The organism is Phocaeicola sp., assembly GCF_057861905.1.
In genome coordinates this window covers 1-17266 of sequence record NZ_DBMACV010000001.1, presented here as the reverse complement: position 1 = coordinate 17266, position 17266 = coordinate 1, and the positions used below count along the sequence as shown (strand labels likewise).

Here is a 17266-nt window from a genome sequence, read left to right as displayed (position 1 = left end):
AGTAAACGGTTTAGAAATTAAGGCTTAAACTGATAGTATAGGTTCTCGACAACGGATAAGTACGTTTATCATCCACTCCCAATGTAGAATCGACAGTCATGCTGTTGATAAGAGGAGTCAGTCCTGAGTATCCACTGATTGTGCCCAGATTGTTGACAGTAAACGCCAGACGCATGTTGTGCAAAAACTTTGTATTCTTCAATGGAACATAGTATCCTACCGTAAGATAGTCAAAATTGATATAATCGCCATCTTCCAGCCAGTAGTCGGTCGCAGTCTGGTCCTTGATCATCCGTGCAGGAGCTTCCGCCATCACGTTATAATCGGGAAGACTGTTCATATTCATGTATGTCAGCGAGGTACCATTATATATCTTATGTCCAAAGGCTCCATTTATTTGTAAAGAGACATCAAACTGTTTGTATCGGAAACTGATATTCGAGCCAAGCAGAGTTTTCGGTACAGCTTGTCCGGCAATATAGCGGTCCTCACCGTCTTCCAGATTCACCCCTCCTCCATTCAGATCGGCTATCTCGTATTTATATCCTCCATTTCCGTCGGGAACCAGTCCGGTACAATGAGGCAGATAGAATACTCCCAGCGGCTGTCCCACTATCTGATACACGATATTGTTGTATCCTCCGTGGAAACCGGCACCGTTCAGTCCGGCTATAACAGTATATTCTGAAGCAGAAACATATTCTCCATCATACATACCGCTCAACGAAAGCAGCTTGTTTTTCTGGAAAGTGATATTTGCATTGATATTCAGCTCCATATCTTTTGTCTTCAACGGAGTAATGCCAATTGAAATTTCTGTTCCGCTATTCCGCATCGAACCGATATTTGCCAGCAACGTATTATAGGTAAAAGGAGGAACACTTACCCGATAATTATAGAGCATGTCGGTAGTCTTGGAATTATAATAGTTGACAGAAAGCAGCAAGCGGTTGCCATACAGACCAACATCCAGCCCGGCATTGAACGTATGTTTCACCTCCCATTTCAAATCGGGATTGATATTTCGAAGCGTTTCATACGTCACGACAGGAGAATTGCCAACCGGTGCGACTCCGTTCGGGCGGACAAGGTTCATCGTGGTATACGAATCTATGCCTCCCTGATTGCCGGCAAGTCCGTAACCTACGCGCAGTTTCAGATTGTCTATCCATGAAAATTGCTTCATAAACTCTTCACTGGTTATATTCCATGCAGCCGAAACAGAAGGAAAAAATCCCCATTTATGATTTGCACCAAATTTGGAAGACGCATCGGTACGGGCGTTGACCGTAAGCACATAGCGGTCGGCAAAGGCGTAATTCACTCGTCCCAGAAAAGAAGCCAGATGAGGTTCTTCGTAATATGACCCCGTTCCATCCCACGGGCGCAATGCGCCAGCCTGCAAATTATCAAACCCCATACGATCGGATGAAAAGTTTGTTACCGTAGTATAAAAGCCCACATATACGTTTTTCTCTAATTCTGCCAGTGCCAGTACATCAATAAAATGTTTTTTTATTTGCTTCTGATAAGTAAACATCGCATTTCCCAGCATCGATTCTGAGCGGCGATTTCCACGATACGCCTGTCCGTGTGCCCAGACCGTAGTAGGAAGGTACTGGGAGTCTTCGGAATCATTGTAAGTATAAGAGCCGAAAAGGACAAATTTCAAATCGTCAGATAAATTGAAATTCAATCGGGCGTGCGCACTAAAATAAGAAATATCATCGCGGTCGTTTACTTCCATCCATGCCAGCGGGTTGGTAATCTGGCTGGCCGTCGTTATCTGATCCCATGCATCCGTCGTATAATCTTTATGATTCGGGAAGGTAGGATTAAAAGCTGCTGCTGAATAAAAAGTCTTTTGCAGATCGACCAGGTTACGGTTTTTCTTGACCGAGCCGAAGAGTCCCAAGTCGCATTGAATAAACTTGCCAAATATATCCTGCGACATATTCATGTTCGAAGTGAAAAGCTTCATACTTTCATTCAGCACTACGCCTTCCCTGTCGAGATACCCCAGCGACACACGATATTTGGAAGCATCTCCTCCTCCATAAAAAGCGATATTATGATTTTGCTGAATGCCCAACTGTTCTATTTCCTTTTGAAAATCCGTATCGTAACCCTTATCAAGAATTGTCAACCCATGCGCCGCTGCAACATTACGATATTCGGCTCCTGAAAGCATATCCAAGTGACGATAAGCATGAGCGATACCGAAACTTCCGTTGTAATTGATACGCGTTTTACCGGAAACGCCTTTCTTTGTTGTAATATTAATAACGCCGGAAGCACCACGAGAACCATACTGAGCAGTTTCGGAAGCATCTTTCAAGATGGTAAAGCTCTCTATATCCGTAGGATAAACAGAAGTAAGCATACTTAAGTCGCCCAGTACACCGTCTACGATAGTCAGCGGGTCATTGCCGCTTGTCAATGAAGTAGTACCTCGCATTCGCACCGACTCCAAGGCAGCTGTACCGTTACTACTTTTCATGATTGACAATCCCGGGACTCGTCCCTGAATGGCTTCCAACGGATTGGCAAGCTGTTCCTTGTTCATCTGCTGCTCGGTAATCTGCTCTACCGAACCGGATATATTTTTCAGACTACCTCGTGCATACCCTACCGTTATCACACTATCAGGAAGTGAAAGGGATTCGTTTTGTGCATTCGCAGTCTGACACAACCAAGGGGCCAGCAGACAGGCTGCCAGATATTGCGGCCTCGTTCTTCGATGCTTCTTCATACAGATTCGATTTTAAGGTTATAATACGAAGTTAAGCAAAAAAGAGGACAAAAACAACCCTGCGGTAAAATAAAACGTCCTGAAATCTTTTCAGGCCATACCAATAAGCGTTTAAAGATTTCAGGACGTTTGGTCTATATATCTACGTCATCCGTTATTCTTCCGGTGCAAACATCGGATCCCATGCAGGAAGACGCACCGGTTTCTGCTTCAGGATATCCAGTACTTTCGCCGGTACATATTTCTTTTCTACCACCAGACGGAACATATATTCATTGAACCATTCGTCTGTCATAATGAGATGTCCTTTATAACCTGATTCTGCTCCCCAGCTATTTTCAACCATCCACTTTTTAGGCTTTCCGTCTTTATCCAAATCGACGGCCATCAATGTCATGGCATGGCTTGATCCACTGGCAAATGTCTGTACACGTTGTTTCTTGTCCATTCCAAACGTTGTTCCCATCAACGATTCATAATCGAAATTTTTCAAATCAAGTGTACCACGTTTGCTATCCAAAAACTTTGCGACATCACAAGAGAAATACATCATCGTGCTGTCTTTGATAGACGCGATTGCCATCGCTTTTATATCATCAACAGGCAGATTTACATAGGTCCAGTTCTTTCCATCGTATACATGACGGTCGAAATCAATTTCATAGCATTTGTAATATTCACGGCTCGGGTCGTTCATCAGCATAACGTAATTATTCGTCAGATCGTTACCCAAATATTCCTGATAGAAAGATTGCGGAGTATATTCTTTAGTAACCCCATTCATTGTCCAGGTAAAGTGCTCAACCGGTTCGCCGAATGCCAGTGCCAGCATACGATATATGGTAGAAAGCATTTCTGTTTTTTTCTGTTCCAGTGCTGGAAGTTTACCACCTTTGGCAGCCTCATCACGTAATTGCAATCCGAACTCCCTCAACTTCAGGCCAATCAGACGGGCAATCTGTGAAGTATTCTCGCTACTATAAGTTTCAGGCATGACAGAAGCAGGAACAACACCGTACTTTCCTATTACATCGGATATACCGGTAAACTGTCCGCCATCGCTGATCGGATTACGGAACAGCCATTCTACCATTTTATCATCCATTGGTTTTTCACGTGTATCAATAATGCCTTGCAGGAAAAGGTTTGCTTTTTCCAACTGATCGTAGAAGAAACAATAATTCTGAGAGAATTCCATTTCATCCAAACCATACTTGGCTATCATTTGTGCACGCAATACATTTAAACCGGTAAACAGCCAACAACGTCCGGATTGCTGCTGGTCGGTAATGCCATGCGAAATAACTTTATTCGAAAAATTCGTATCGAAGTTAGCCAGATTTTCATGATTTTTCGCCAAAACTGCTATGCTGGTTCCTGCCATTGCATTATAAATGGCCTTATCGGAAGCAGTATGTTTGTAGCTGCTCTTTATCTGATTCAACATGTCTTGTGTAATTCCCCCCTCCTGGGCCTGTACGCCCAGTGTCATTGCCATCAGGCATGCCAACGTGATTGTTTTTTTCATATATCTTACTTTATCATTTTAAATTAATGTGCCAAAAGTACGAAATACTCTTTTAAAAATAGTAAAATAAGATGGCAAAATATAGATTACTTCAAGTGATATTTGTAATTTTGATTAATTTTTGAGCAGTACGCATGAGCAAATTCAGAAAAGTCAAACATATTGTCCGATTTACCATCATCATTGCATTGGTATGCTATTTCGGAGTTATCGCCGTTTTGAGTCTTCCTTTTATTCAAAAACGGCTTTCTGTATTTGCGGCTCAGGAACTCAGCCGCATCATGCATACCGAAGTCAGCATCGGAAGTATAGACTTGGGACTATTAAACCGTGTCATTATACAGAATGTTTATCTGGAAGATAAGTCGGGACAAGAATTACTTAAAATAGCCCGTTTGTCTGCCAAGGTAGAAATTTCTCCGTTATTACACGGGAAAATACGCATCAGCAGCATTCAGCTTTTTGGATTGAATGCCCATCTAAATCGCCCGACTCCCGACAGTAAAACGAACTTCCAGTTCGTCCTCGATGCTTTTGCTTCAAAAGATACAGTGAAGAAACAATCGAATATCGATTTGAGAATTAATTCTGTACTGATTCGCCGTGGGCAAATTTATTATGATCTTCTCTCTGCAGCACAAACTCCGGGGCGTTTCAACGTCAATCATCTGGGCATTCAGAATTTTTCGGCTACCTTGTCGCTGAAAGCATTGACTCCAGACTCCTTGAACGCACAGATCAAGCGACTGAGTTTCAACGAGCAAAGTGGATTTAAGCTAAAGAAACTGGCCCTGAAACTGACAGCCAATCATCAAGGACTGCAAGCTAACAATATCGAAGTTTCATTGCCTCAGAGTGAACTTGCCATCGATACACTTGCTGCTGCTTACGACAGCACGGCTTCATCGTCTATCATCAACAACGATACACGATATATGGCCCGCATACGTGCCAGCATAACATTATCCGATCTGGCAATGTTTGTACCATCGTTTACCCATTTTAATGATGCCCTTAATTTGCGTATCACCCTCGAAGGGAAAGGATATCAGACCAAATGTACAGACATTTATCTTTCGAACGATTATCAGAGTCTTCTGCTGAAAGGAGAAGCTATGGTAAATCACTGGAATGAAAAAAATAACATGTTCCTCTTCGGCAATCTGGCACAGCTGAAAGCTGATAAAGAAGGGACTGTCTGGCTCATTCAAAATCTGACAGGCAAGACTAATACTCCTGCAATATTACAACGAATTGGAGATATCAACTTCAACGGAGATATATCCGGTTACCTAAGTCAGCTAACAACACATGGTACACTCCTGACCGATGTTGGTAGTATCCAAGCTAATGTAACCATGCACTCGGACACGATTACGCATCTACGTTCTTATTCCGGTAAGATTATCAGCCCGGAATTAAACTTGGGAGCATTACTCGACCAAGAGAAAACTCTTGGAAATACAACTTTTGATATTGAGTTAAAAGGCTTTAAGTACCATGACGGAAAAGCAGAATCATACATTAAAGGAAATATATCATCACTGACATACAAGCAGTATGAATACCGTAATATCATGCTAGACGGGAAGTATACTCCGGGAGGATTCAACGGAAAGTTGTCTTTGGACGATAGCAATGGAAACATTGAGATAAACGGACATTTTGCGACACGGCAAGCTGTACCCGATTTTAACTTAAGAGCGGTAGTTCGGAACTTCCGTCCTAATGACTTGCATCTGACCGATAAATATAAAGATACAGACATGTCACTGAGTCTGACCGCAGATTTCAGCGGCCATTCTATCGATGATATGCAAGGTAAAATCAGCATCGACAGTGTCTGTGTCAATGCTCCCGAAGAGGATCAATGCTATTACCTCGACAATTTAAGTATCATAGCAGGAAATACGGGTAAAAACAAAGAGAAACAACTCGAGATTCGTTCTTCCTTTCTGAATGGCTGCGTAAAGGGAAATTATTCATATCGTACGCTTCCGGCAAGTATCCTGAAGACTTTACAACGGTATATTCCCTCTTTACTGGCATTAAATAAAGAATTACCCGAAACGAATAACGATTTCCAGTTCCATTTTCAATTAGATAATACAGAGCTGTTTTCTAAGGTATTCAATATACCTGTAGAATTAGGGATGCCTGCAACATTGAACGGTTACTTCGATGATCGCCGTACACGCTTACAGATACAGGGATATTTACCTGAATTTATTTATAATGACTCTTATTTTGAATCGGGAACCTTCCTCTGTAGTAACACAGCAGATGAGCTGGAATGTCAGTTACGCATCAACAAGCGTATGAAAAAGGGAGAAACTATCAGCTTAGCTGTCAACTCCCGTGTAGCTGAAGATAAATTGAAAACGACAATCCACTGGGGAAACAACGTGCCTTCCACTTTCAGTGGAGTCGTAGAAACAGTTGCCAGCTTCCGGAAATCGGAAGAAAAAAACAGGCTTTTAACCTCTATTGATATCCGTCCAAGTAAAATTATTCTGAACGATACAATATGGAAGATACATCCTTCAAAGATTACAATCGACAAAGATCTCATAGAAATCAATAATTTCTTGTTCGAGCATCAGAATCAGTATTTGCGGGCCAATGGACGTATCGGGAAAGAACAAAGCGACTCATGTCTGGTAGATTTGAGCAACATCAATTTGCAGTATGTAATGGATATCATCCAGTTTCATGCCGTCAAGTTCAATGGCTTAATCACAGGACGCGTACACTTACACAATGTGTTGCAGAAGCCTGTCATGTATACCCGCCTTAGTGTTAAAGACTTCTCGCTAAATGATGCTTTATTAGGATTGGGAGATATCAAAGGAGAATGGGACAATGAATTGGGAGGAGTACGACTGCATGCTGACATAAAAGAAAATGAGCATTATTTTACGAACGTAGATGGATATGTTTCCCCTAAAGAAAAAGGATTAAACCTTAATATTCAGGCAGGAGGAACGAATTTATCTTTCCTACAGCCATTTATAGAAAATATATTTACCAATATGCAAGGAAGAGTTTTTGGACATGTTCGCTTATATGGGCCTTTTTCAGGACTTGATTTGGAAGGCTGTGCCCAGGCTGATGCCAGCATGAAAGTGAACATTCTGAATACATCATTCAATGCACATGCCGATTCGGTTCGTATCAGTTCTGGACGTTTTAGTTTCGAGAACGTACGTGTTACCGACCCAGAAGGCCATACAGGACTGATCAATGGTGCTCTTAACCATACAAAACTAAAGAATCTGACCTATAATTTCCGCTTTAACACCAACAGAATGTTAGTATATCATACAGAGAAAGAGACACCTGAATTTCCTTTCTATGGACAAATATATACTACCGGCGATGTATTATTACGCGGAGGAAATAATATGCTGACAGTAGACGGGACATTGCGAACTGATCCAGGAACAAAGTTTACATATGTCACAGCGACCGCCGCTGAAGCTACCAATACACAATTTATTACATTCGTCGACAAGACTCCTCGCCGCAAGCAAGAGAGTATCCAGACAGAATTATATCACCACTTAAACAAGAAAGAGGATAAGGAAGAAGAAGACACGCCAACAGATACTCATATTAATTTCCAGATAGAGGCAACTCCGGCTGCAACGATGCGTATTGTCATGGACCCAGTAGCAAGAGATCATATCTCTGCAAATGGAACGGGAAACTTACGCATAAATTACTATAACAAAGGTGATTTCCAGATATTCGGAAACTATAATATAGAAGAGGGTATCTATAAAATGAGTATGCAAAACGTAATTCATAAAGACTTCATTCTCCAGTCGGGTGGCTCTGTTTCATTTAATGGTAATCCTAAAGAAGCCAATCTGGACGTACAAGCTGTATACACCGTGAACTCAGCATCCTTGAATGATTTAGTGGCTGATGCCTCAAACACAAAAGGAACTGTCAAAGTTAACTGCCTGCTGAATCTGAAAGGTAATCTGACAGCTCCTACCCTCAAGTTCGATCTCGACCTTCCAACCGTGAGTGATGAGGATCGCGAACTGGTACGAAGCCTGACCAGTACGGAGGAACAAATGAATACTCAAATCATTTATTTGTTGAGTATCGGCAAATTCTATACATACGATTATTCCAATAATGCTAATCAGTCGGATGCTACCAGCTCCTTAGCCTTCAGTACTCTGTCAGGACAACTGAACAATATGCTATCACAAGTAATAGACAGTCAGAACTGGAACCTCGGAACAAATTTAAGTACAGGCGACAAAGGCTGGACCGATGTAGAAGCAGAAGCTATACTTTCAGGAAGATTACTAAACAACCGCCTGATTATAAATGGCAATTTCGGTTATCGTGACAATCCGATGCGCAACACAAATTTTGTGGGTGATTTTGAAGCGATGTGGCTGCTCACGAAGAACGGAGATTTCCGCCTGAAAGGATATAATCAGACCAACGACAGATACTTTACCAAATCGACATTGACAACACAAGGTATCGGTTTGATGTATAAAAAAGACTTTACCAACTGGCGTGAGCTTTTCGACTGGATTTTACTGAAACGAAGAAGCAAACGTAACAGCCAACAATAACGATAATAAAAAGACACAACATTTAAAAACAAACTATTGCATTATGGAAAAGAACTACTTCTTGCCTGCCGAATGGCATCCGCAAAGTTATATCCAACTGACGTGGCCACATAGCGGGACCGACTGGAACTATATGTTAGACGACGTAGAAGCATGTTTTCTCAATCTGGCTCGTGAAATAGCTTCCCGCCAGCCTCTTTTGCTGGTTGCTCCCGAATATCCCGAGATACTGAAAGGCCTCGACTGCAAGGATAATATACACTTTATAGAATGTCCTACCAATGATACATGGGCACGCGACCACGGATTCATCACCTTATTGCAAAATGATGGAACTCCCCTATTATTGGATTTCTGTTTCAACGGCTGGGGAATGAAATTTGCGGCCAATAAAGATAATCTGATAAACACCCGGGTATACCAAAGCAAACTACTGAACGGAGAATATATCAACTGTCGCAATTTCGTACTTGAAGGAGGTTCGATAGAAAGTGACGGACAGGGAACACTGCTGACAACCTCTACATGCTTGCTTGCTCCCAACCGGAATGATACAATGGACCGCAGTGAACTGGAAACATACCTGAAAGAAAGATTCAACCTGCAACAGATTTTATGGCTGGACCATGGCTTCCTTGCAGGAGACGATACCAACAGTCATGTTGATACACTGGCTCGTCTGTGTCCGGATAACACAATTGTTTATGTACAATGCACTGATTCTTCCGACGAGCACTACAAAGAGCTGCAACTGATGGAAGAACAACTCAAGACCTTCCGCACACTGGAAGGAAAACCTTTCCGCCTGCTTCCTTTGCCAATGGCAGAAGCCGTTTACGACGAAGAGGGTGAGCGCCTTCCTGCGACGTACGCAAACTTCCTGATTATGAACAAAGCTGTACTATATCCTACCTACAATCAACCGGGAAATGACCAACTGGCAGCAAACGTCCTGTCCCAAGCCTTTCCAGACAGAGAAATCGTAGGAATAGATTGTCGCGCACTCATTCAGCAGCATGGATCATTGCATTGTGTAACTATGCAATATCCGGAAAACGTAAAGACCAACAAACATTAAAAATCTCAGAAAATATATGAAAAGAATTATCCGTGTGGGCATTGTACAACAATCTTGTACAAACGACCTGAAAACAAATTTAGAAAAGCTACATCGCAATATTGCCTCTGTAGCACAAGCAGGCGCACAACTTGTTGTATTACAGGAATTACATAATACCCCCTACTTCTGTCAGACAGAAGATACGTCTTTGTTCGATTTGGCTGAACCGATTCCCGGTCCATCAACGGGATTTTACAGCGATATTGCTGCAGCCTATCACATTGTATTGGTAACCTCGTTGTTCGAGCGACGTGCTCCAGGACTTTACCATAATACTGCTGTTGTATTCGATGCCGATGGAAGTATCGCCGGAAAATATCGCAAAATGCATATTCCAGACGATCCTGCTTACTACGAAAAATTCTATTTTACGCCGGGCGATCTGGGATTCGAACCAATCGAAACCAGTCTGGGGAAATTAGGTGTACAGGTATGCTGGGACCAATGGTATCCCGAAGGAGCAAGACTTATGGCTCTGAAAGGCGCCGAACTGCTGATTTATCCAACAGCTATCGGATGGGAAAGTAGTGACACTCAAGACGAGAAAATGCGCCAGCTCGGAGCTTGGGTTACCGTACAGCGCGGACATGCCGTAGCAAACGGACTTCCGGTTATAGCAGTCAACCGTGTGGGACTTGAACCTGATCCTTCAGGACAAACAAACGGCATACAATTCTGGGGAAACAGCTTCGTAGCAGGACCGCAAGGAGAAATTCTTGCACAAGCCAGCAACCTGAAAGAAGAGAACATCGTGGTAGACATTGATATGAACCGTAGCGAGAATGTTCGCCGCTGGTGGCCTTTCCTTCGCGACAGAAGAATTGACGAGTTTGAAAATCTGACGAAACGTTTCATCGATTAAAAAGACAGATTTTCCGCTTTTACAATCGTACCCAACCACCTGTTGCCAGCCTATAAGCCAAAACCATTCGGACCTATACAGCTATTCGGATTCATTGTCTATTATACATGCCGGAAAGCAGTTGTTCGTATATGCCGTGATGATAGTATTTTGACTTTATTTTTAATGCAGGCAGTAAAAAGAATATAAAATAATTCCCCACAGATTAAAGTCCGGAAGGAAACATATCTGTGGGGAATAATTGTATATACCGAAAAGTAATAACAGCATCAACGTTTATGCCAGAATCCCGGCGAGAACATAAGCAGAATACCAAATAATTCCAATCGACCAATTAACATCAAGAACGATAATATCCATTTGACAATATCGGGAAGAGTACTCCATGAAAAGGCCGGTCCATACGCTCCCAACCCCGGTCCTACATTACCTAAACTGGAAACCACCAGTCCAAACGATTCCGTAAGGCCCAGACCCAAAAACATCAAAACCACCCAACTAATGAAAATACAAATCATATACAACAAGATAAACGTATTGACTGTCGATATGGTAGATAAAGAAATAGTCTGTTGATTCACTTTCACCGGCAGCACAGCACGCGGATGTATCAAGCGGCTGAACTCATTTTTCATATTCCGGAATAAAATAACCAGACGCATATTCTTGATACCACCACCCGTAGATCGGTACAGCCACCAGCCATCATCGTATAAATCAAAAGCATCCATGTGAAAGGAGGCCAGCCATTATAGTCATCGGTAGCAAAACCACAGGATGTATGGATACTGGCAACCTGAAAGAAAGCCTTCCGGAAAGCCTCTTCCCAACCATAATGATTTTGAGTAACCAGAGGAACCGTAATAAACAAGGTCACTACTCCCACCGATATCAGAAACCATCTGCTTTCATCATCCTTGAACAGATGAAGGAACTTACCTTTCAAACACATAAAATACAAGGAAAAATTAATTCCCGACAAAACCATAAAGATGGCAATCACATATTCTATAAAGGGAGAATTCCAATGAGCCACACTATCTTGCTTGGTAGAATATCCTCCGGTAGCTGTCGTAGAAAATGCATGACACACAGCATCAAACAAGTTCATGCCGCCCAGCATCAACAAAATAGTTTCAGTCACGGTAAGCAACAAATATACAGTCCAAAGCCACTTTGCCATGATACTGATTTTAGGATGAATCTTATCATGCGTCACTCCCGTAGCCTCAGCCGAAAACAAGACCTGATTTCCAACCCCGAAAATCGGCAAAACAGCTATGGTAAAAAAGACAATTCCCAATCCACCTATCCATTGAGAAAAGCTACGCCAGAACAACATTCCATACGAAAGCGACTCAATATCATCAAGAATAGTGGCCCCCGTTGTGGTAAACCCCGACATTGTTTCAAAGAAAGCATCGCTTACCGAAGGAATTTCCCCACTCAGATAAAAAGGAAGCATGCCAAACACTGTAAATAAAAGCCAGGTAAAAGCTACAATACAATATCCGTCGCGGCGAGAAAGCTTATTTTCGGCCTTACGCCCTAAAAACAACAATATGCTACCCGCCACAGCAGCTATCAGTGTAGAATATACAAAATAAATATAACTATGTTCGCTGTAACATAACGATACGCCTGCACAAACAAGAAACATTACTCCCTCTATGAACAACAAAATACCCAATATCCGGAAGATCATCTTACGATTAATCAGACTATTTGTCCGGTTTCCACTTAAATATTCATTATTAGCTATAATATCTTGCATTTCTTTTTTTCTAAAAATTGAGATACAAATCTAATGATAAAGATCGAATAGAATGGATTTTTCATGTAAAAAGATGCATTTTAAATTGTAATTTATACCCAACATTCGGAAATATTTGCGTAATTTGCAACATTAATTAACCAAATTATCTTCTGACACTGTATGAGCAAACTCACTTTTCATCTGATTAAAAAGCTGACAGGCGTCGATATCGAACAATTACAAAATGATAACGAGGCTTTACTGATAAAAAACCAGCAACTTTCCATCGAAGTAAAAGACGCGAACAAGGAAGTAACCTACAAACGTACTCAGTTGACTGAAACGCAGGAGGAACTGTCCGTAGCACAGACAGAACTTAGCCAGTTGCAAACATCCATTGCTGCACACCAGCAGGAAATATCCAATCTGCAAACTGAAATTTCAAAATTGCAATCGGATAAAGAAAACGGATTGGAAAAAATGCAAAGCGATGAGCAGGAAATCGTTTCCCGCAACAACGAAATACAGTCACTGAGCAACAAGCTCGACGAGGCGCTGAAACTGAATCAGACGATTACTGCCGATAAAAATAAACTGGAACAACAGCTCACCGATTTAAAAGAAAAACAGGCCCAGAGTATAACACAACTGGAAGATTTAAAAAAGCAGAATGAATGTTTTGCTGCAAGCAAGGAACAACTGGAACAGCAATTGTCGGAAGCACTGAAACAAAACGACAGCCTTGCAGCTCACAAAGACGAGCTGGAACAAAAACTGGACGAAACTCTGAAACAATATGCAGCAACCGAAGCCGACAAAAACGAACTGGAGCACCAATTGACTGATGAAAAGGAAAAGCAAAACCAGCATGTTGCCCAACTGGAAGATCTGCAAAAGCAAAATGAATGTATTACTGCAAGCAAGGAACAACTGGAACAGCAACTGTCGGAAGCACTGAAACAAAATGAAGTTATTGCGGCTGGAAAAGACGAACTGGAACAACAGTTGGACGATGCACTGAAACAAAACGAAACAATTACAGCCGACAAAGACGAGCTGGAACGTCAGTTGACAGATCTGAAAGAGGGACAAGACGAAAACAGTACGTTGCTCGAAGATTTACAAAAGCAGAATGAGAACATTGCGACTGAGAAAAATGAGCTTGACCAGCAACTCTCGGAGGCATTAAAGCAAAACGAAACGATTGCCACCAGAAGAGATGAGCTGGAACAACAGCTTAACGATGCGCTGGAACAAAATAAAACAATTTCAGCCGATAAAGATGAGCTGGAGCGTTTGCTGGCCGACGAGAAAGAGAAACAGAGCCAAAATGCTGCACAACTGGCAGAATTACAGAAACAAAATGAATGTATTACAGCAAGCAAGGAGCAACTGGAACAGCAACTGTCGGAAGCACTGAAGCAGAATGAAAGTATTACTGCCGGAAAAAGCGAACTGGAAAACCTGCAGAAACAGCTTGAAACACTGAAAAAAGAAAATGAAGCTCTAAAAAATTATTACTCACAACTGGAAGAAGAAAGAGGAAAAGCTGTACAAAATGAAGAGCAGGCGAAAAAAGGAATAGAAGACCTGACCAAAAACTATACCGACTTACAAAAAGACTTATCCGGACTGCAAGAGAAACTTGATGCAGCTGAATCTGAAAATGCAAACCTCTCGGGCAACCTTTCTGAACTGCAAAAGAAAATGCACCTTTTGCGTGAAGAGAAAGAACAGCTTGCAAAAGAAAAAGAAGAGTTACAAGCCACTCTGACCCGACTGGAGGAAAGCATGCAGCAGCAAGCAGCAGCAGAAAAAGAAGAACAGACTCAGGAGTCAAATAAGATTCAGGAAGAGCCGAAACAACCTCAGGATGAAGTAGAGCAATCGCAGGAAGCACAAACTCCCGCTCAAGAAGAATCCAACGAGGTTCCTGTACAGACAGAAGCACTTCACGGCGAAGAAGAACATCCAGCCACCGGACAAGCTGCTTCCACACCTGCTACACAGCAACCTGAACAGCCTCACCATTCAGATATACTGGAAGCATATCAGGAGATGAAAGCCAGACTGGAGGAAAGTACACTGCACTATCCGTATACACGCATTACCTCAGAAACAGACGGCTGCCAGTATATTTACGAATCGCGCACCCTGCAACTGAAAGCCGAGTTGTTTATCTGGGGAGTAGAAGGCAAGGAAGTTATACTCGAAGAAAACCACTTCATCCCGTACAATGAAATAGCCAACATAGAAGGTCTGGAGTCACCCTTTGCAACCGAAGCCATGGCTTGTGACTTCTCGGAAGGCGGCAACGGAGAAGAAGTTGCAGAAGCATTGTTGATGGCTATCTGTTGTTATCATCCGGTCCGTGTCACATACCGCGACAAGAACGGAAAAATATCAGACCGCAACCTCTACTGGATTTGCTTCCAGCCACAGGGAGTAGCCAGCGTACGGCTGCCGTACGAAAAAATTTTCCGCGACATGTTCGACGGAAACATCGATACGGAACATATCATGGCTATGTGCGCCCATAGTCCTGTTCCACGCATATTCATTATCAACCAGATATTGAACATACAGGTTTTCGATGCTTTCGTAACAACCCGTAAGGGAATAGACACACAGATAGACGGAATGTACTATGCAGTACTTGCCTCGCAGCAGGAAGCTGCCGACATGATTTACCAGTGCCTGCCGCAGCAGTTCAAGAAACTGCCTTCAGTCATCAGTTACCGTGCGCACTACTGGATGCTGGAAGGCGACTATCAGAAGGCGATGAAACTCTATCTGAGCTTTGCACCCGATACGAAAGTGGCAAACGGCAAGACATGGGCAGATATCAATACTGCCAATTTCGATGAATTTATCAGAAACGACGTAGAGGCGGAGCGTTTCTCACAACTGAAAGAAGCATTAAAAGAAGAGGGTTGGGCTATTTAATAGCCCAGCTCACTGCTGGCTATTTCTATTTCACCAAAGGAAATCATCGCATTAAACAGGCGGATGCGGGAATAAAGAGGCAAGTCGTCTACGGTTATGTCGCGTTCTACAAGCTGTTTTTCATCGAGCAGACGCCGGCGATGTGTCCCCTTCAGCAAAGGAGAAGAAGGCGTATGCCACTCCGTTCCGTTCCATAAAGCGACATTGGCTATCGAAGTATCTGTCAGACAGCCGTTTCGCACAATCAGTACATCATCTTTTTCGCCACGCCGGGCAAAGAGCTTGTCCAGCAGACTTCGGTCGGTACTTTTCAGCGAATAATCAGCCTCGTCACAATCTACCAGTTTCAAGCTATGCACCTGTCGCAAGTGATAAGGTATATAGCTCACATCCTCAACCTCACGACCATATACCACACGACAACGCGTACGCTCCCGATAAGGTGCAGGATGAATGAATTCCGCCAAATCCAGCTCAGGCAGTTTCCCCCACACCATCCGGCGAGTTTCATTCAGGCGGAAGTTATGATAAGGCAAATTCCTGATTTCCCCGCCTTCGATACGAATAGTTTCAATAAATCGGCACATATATTTTTTTCACCATTTCTTCATATTCACTGCGGGCGTTGCTACGGAAAGTAATACCTCCCCCGCTTTTATACACCAGTCCACCGTCCGTCTGTTCCAGGAAACGAATCATCACCGCACTGTCCAGATTCCGTCCGTCAAAATATCCCATTACGCCGGTATAAAATCCCCGCTCATACGTTTCCGCCTCCCGGATAATCTCTACAGTTTTCTTCTTCGGAGCTCCAGTTATGGAACCCGCAGGAAGCAGTTTAAAGAACATCCCACCCAACTCTTCCCGATAGTTTTCCGGCAGGCGTCCCCTGATTTCGGAACTCATCTGAAGCAAGCGTCCGCTATGTGTATGCAGTTCGTCCAGATAGCGGTATCGGGTAACGGTTACTTCGGTCGCTACCTGACTCAAGTCATTGCGTATCAAATCGGTAATGGTAGCATGCTCGGCAGCCTCCTTCTCATCGTTCAGCAGCAAGTTGCGGGCATCGGGCAAAGAAGCATCAATGGTACCCTTCATCGGATACGAATAAATATAGCCATCGACTATACGGACAAATGTTTCAGGCGAAAATACCACAAAGCAATCGTCATACCACAGCTTATAGCGAGCTGTAGCATGTTCGAATACCTGCCGCAGGGAAAGACTGGTTTCCACCGGCGTAGCACAAGTCAGATTCGTCAGAAACGAATTGCCGGCATGCAAGTTACGGTGAACAATATCGAACGAGCGAAAATAATCTTCATACGCCTGCGGAGCAGACTTCCAGTACATAGCCTCAGGTTTCGGAGCAGATGTTGGCAACACATTTGCAGCCTCCGGAAAAATAAAGGCCAACCTGTCTGGAGAGATGTCCTTCAGCTCCGAAACCAGACATTCCGTTTCATCAAAATTTATCAGGAAGAAAAATGCAGTTTCCCGTGCTCCGAAGCGGTTCATGCGGGCAATTGCTTCTTCACGATTGTAAAAATGCAGTTCTTTCATCGGGCAGAACGGGTTTTAAACGATAAAATATAAATAACGTGAGTTCGACGAATTGTAAGTGTTTGTAAATTTGGTGATTAGCAAAAATTGTTGTAACTTTATAGTGCTGAATTACAAAGAATTACAAACAATAAT

The 17266-nt window shown here is 42.8% G+C and carries 8 protein-coding genes and 1 pseudogene; 4 read left to right on the top strand and 5 right to left on the bottom strand.

Translation table 11 applies throughout. The annotated features are described in order from the left end of the window. Positions 1-10: 10 nt before the first annotated feature. Both ACZM60_RS00045 and ACZM60_RS00040 read right to left on the bottom strand, forming a co-directional pair. Complete coding sequence (locus ACZM60_RS00045) at positions 11-2752, bottom strand: SusC/RagA family TonB-linked outer membrane protein (protein WP_489520480.1); 2742 nt, start codon at positions 2750-2752, stop codon at positions 11-13. Between the two features lie 154 nt (positions 2753-2906). Further along, a complete protein-coding gene (locus ACZM60_RS00040; RefSeq protein WP_021971478.1) occupies positions 2907-4280 on the bottom strand; it encodes a C1 family peptidase in 1374 nt (457 codons plus the stop codon). A gap of 134 nt (positions 4281-4414) precedes the next feature. On the opposite strand from ACZM60_RS00040, the gene ACZM60_RS00035 reads away from it, so the two are divergent. The 3 genes from ACZM60_RS00035 to ACZM60_RS00025 are packed head-to-tail and all read left to right on the top strand — an operon-like array spanning position 4415 to position 10866. Beyond that, complete coding sequence (locus tag ACZM60_RS00035; protein ID WP_489520479.1) at positions 4415-8884, top strand: translocation/assembly module TamB domain-containing protein; 4470 nt, start codon at positions 4415-4417, stop codon at positions 8882-8884. A gap of 43 nt (positions 8885-8927) precedes the next feature. Then, positions 8928-9962: an agmatine deiminase family protein gene (locus ACZM60_RS00030; RefSeq protein ID WP_489520478.1), complete on the top strand. Its 1035-nt coding sequence runs from the start codon at positions 8928-8930 to the stop codon at positions 9960-9962. Between the two features lie 16 nt (positions 9963-9978). Continuing rightward, positions 9979-10866 (top strand): carbon-nitrogen hydrolase, encoded by an 888-nt coding sequence (locus tag ACZM60_RS00025; protein WP_021971475.1) that lies wholly within the window; start codon positions 9979-9981, stop codon positions 10864-10866. 269 nt (positions 10867-11135) lie between these two features. On the opposite strand, the pseudogene ACZM60_RS00020 reads toward ACZM60_RS00025, so the two are convergent. Next, positions 11136-12640: pseudogene (locus ACZM60_RS00020) on the bottom strand (TrkH family potassium uptake protein). Between the two features lie 162 nt (positions 12641-12802). Here ACZM60_RS00020 and ACZM60_RS00015 point away from each other — a divergent pair. Then, on the top strand, positions 12803-15568 hold the full coding sequence (locus tag ACZM60_RS00015) for a coiled-coil domain-containing protein (RefSeq protein WP_489520477.1): 2766 nt from the start codon (positions 12803-12805) through the stop codon (positions 15566-15568). Here the strand turns inward: ACZM60_RS00015 and ACZM60_RS00010 are convergent. After that, the gene (locus tag ACZM60_RS00010; RefSeq protein ID WP_489520476.1) at positions 15565-16155 is read right to left on the bottom strand and encodes an aminotransferase class IV family protein; all 591 of its coding nucleotides are present in this window, start codon (positions 16153-16155) and stop codon (positions 15565-15567) included. The two genes, ACZM60_RS00015 and ACZM60_RS00010, sit on opposite strands and share 4 nt — an antisense overlap. Then, complete coding sequence (locus ACZM60_RS00005) at positions 16139-17122, bottom strand: aminodeoxychorismate synthase component I (RefSeq protein ID WP_489520527.1); 984 nt, start codon at positions 17120-17122, stop codon at positions 16139-16141. The genes ACZM60_RS00010 and ACZM60_RS00005 overlap by 17 nt, the downstream gene beginning before the upstream one ends. Positions 17123-17266: the final 144 nt, after the last annotated feature.

Bases quoted from the DNA above. Each gene is read 5' to 3' on its own strand.
- ACZM60_RS00045 (WP_489520480.1), bottom strand. From the start codon at position 2,752: ATGAAGAAGCATCGAAGAACGAGGCCGCAATATCTGGCAGCCTGTCTG.
- ACZM60_RS00040 (WP_021971478.1), bottom strand. From the start codon at position 4,280: ATGAAAAAAACAATCACGTTGGCATGCCTGATGGCAATGACACTGGGC.
- ACZM60_RS00035 (WP_489520479.1), top strand. From the start codon at position 4,415: ATGAGCAAATTCAGAAAAGTCAAACATATTGTCCGATTTACCATCATC.
- ACZM60_RS00030 (WP_489520478.1), top strand. From the start codon at position 8,928: ATGGAAAAGAACTACTTCTTGCCTGCCGAATGGCATCCGCAAAGTTAT.
- ACZM60_RS00025 (WP_021971475.1), top strand. From the start codon at position 9,979: ATGAAAAGAATTATCCGTGTGGGCATTGTACAACAATCTTGTACAAAC.
- ACZM60_RS00015 (WP_489520477.1), top strand. From the start codon at position 12,803: ATGAGCAAACTCACTTTTCATCTGATTAAAAAGCTGACAGGCGTCGAT.
- ACZM60_RS00010 (WP_489520476.1), bottom strand. From the start codon at position 16,155: ATGTGCCGATTTATTGAAACTATTCGTATCGAAGGCGGGGAAATCAGG.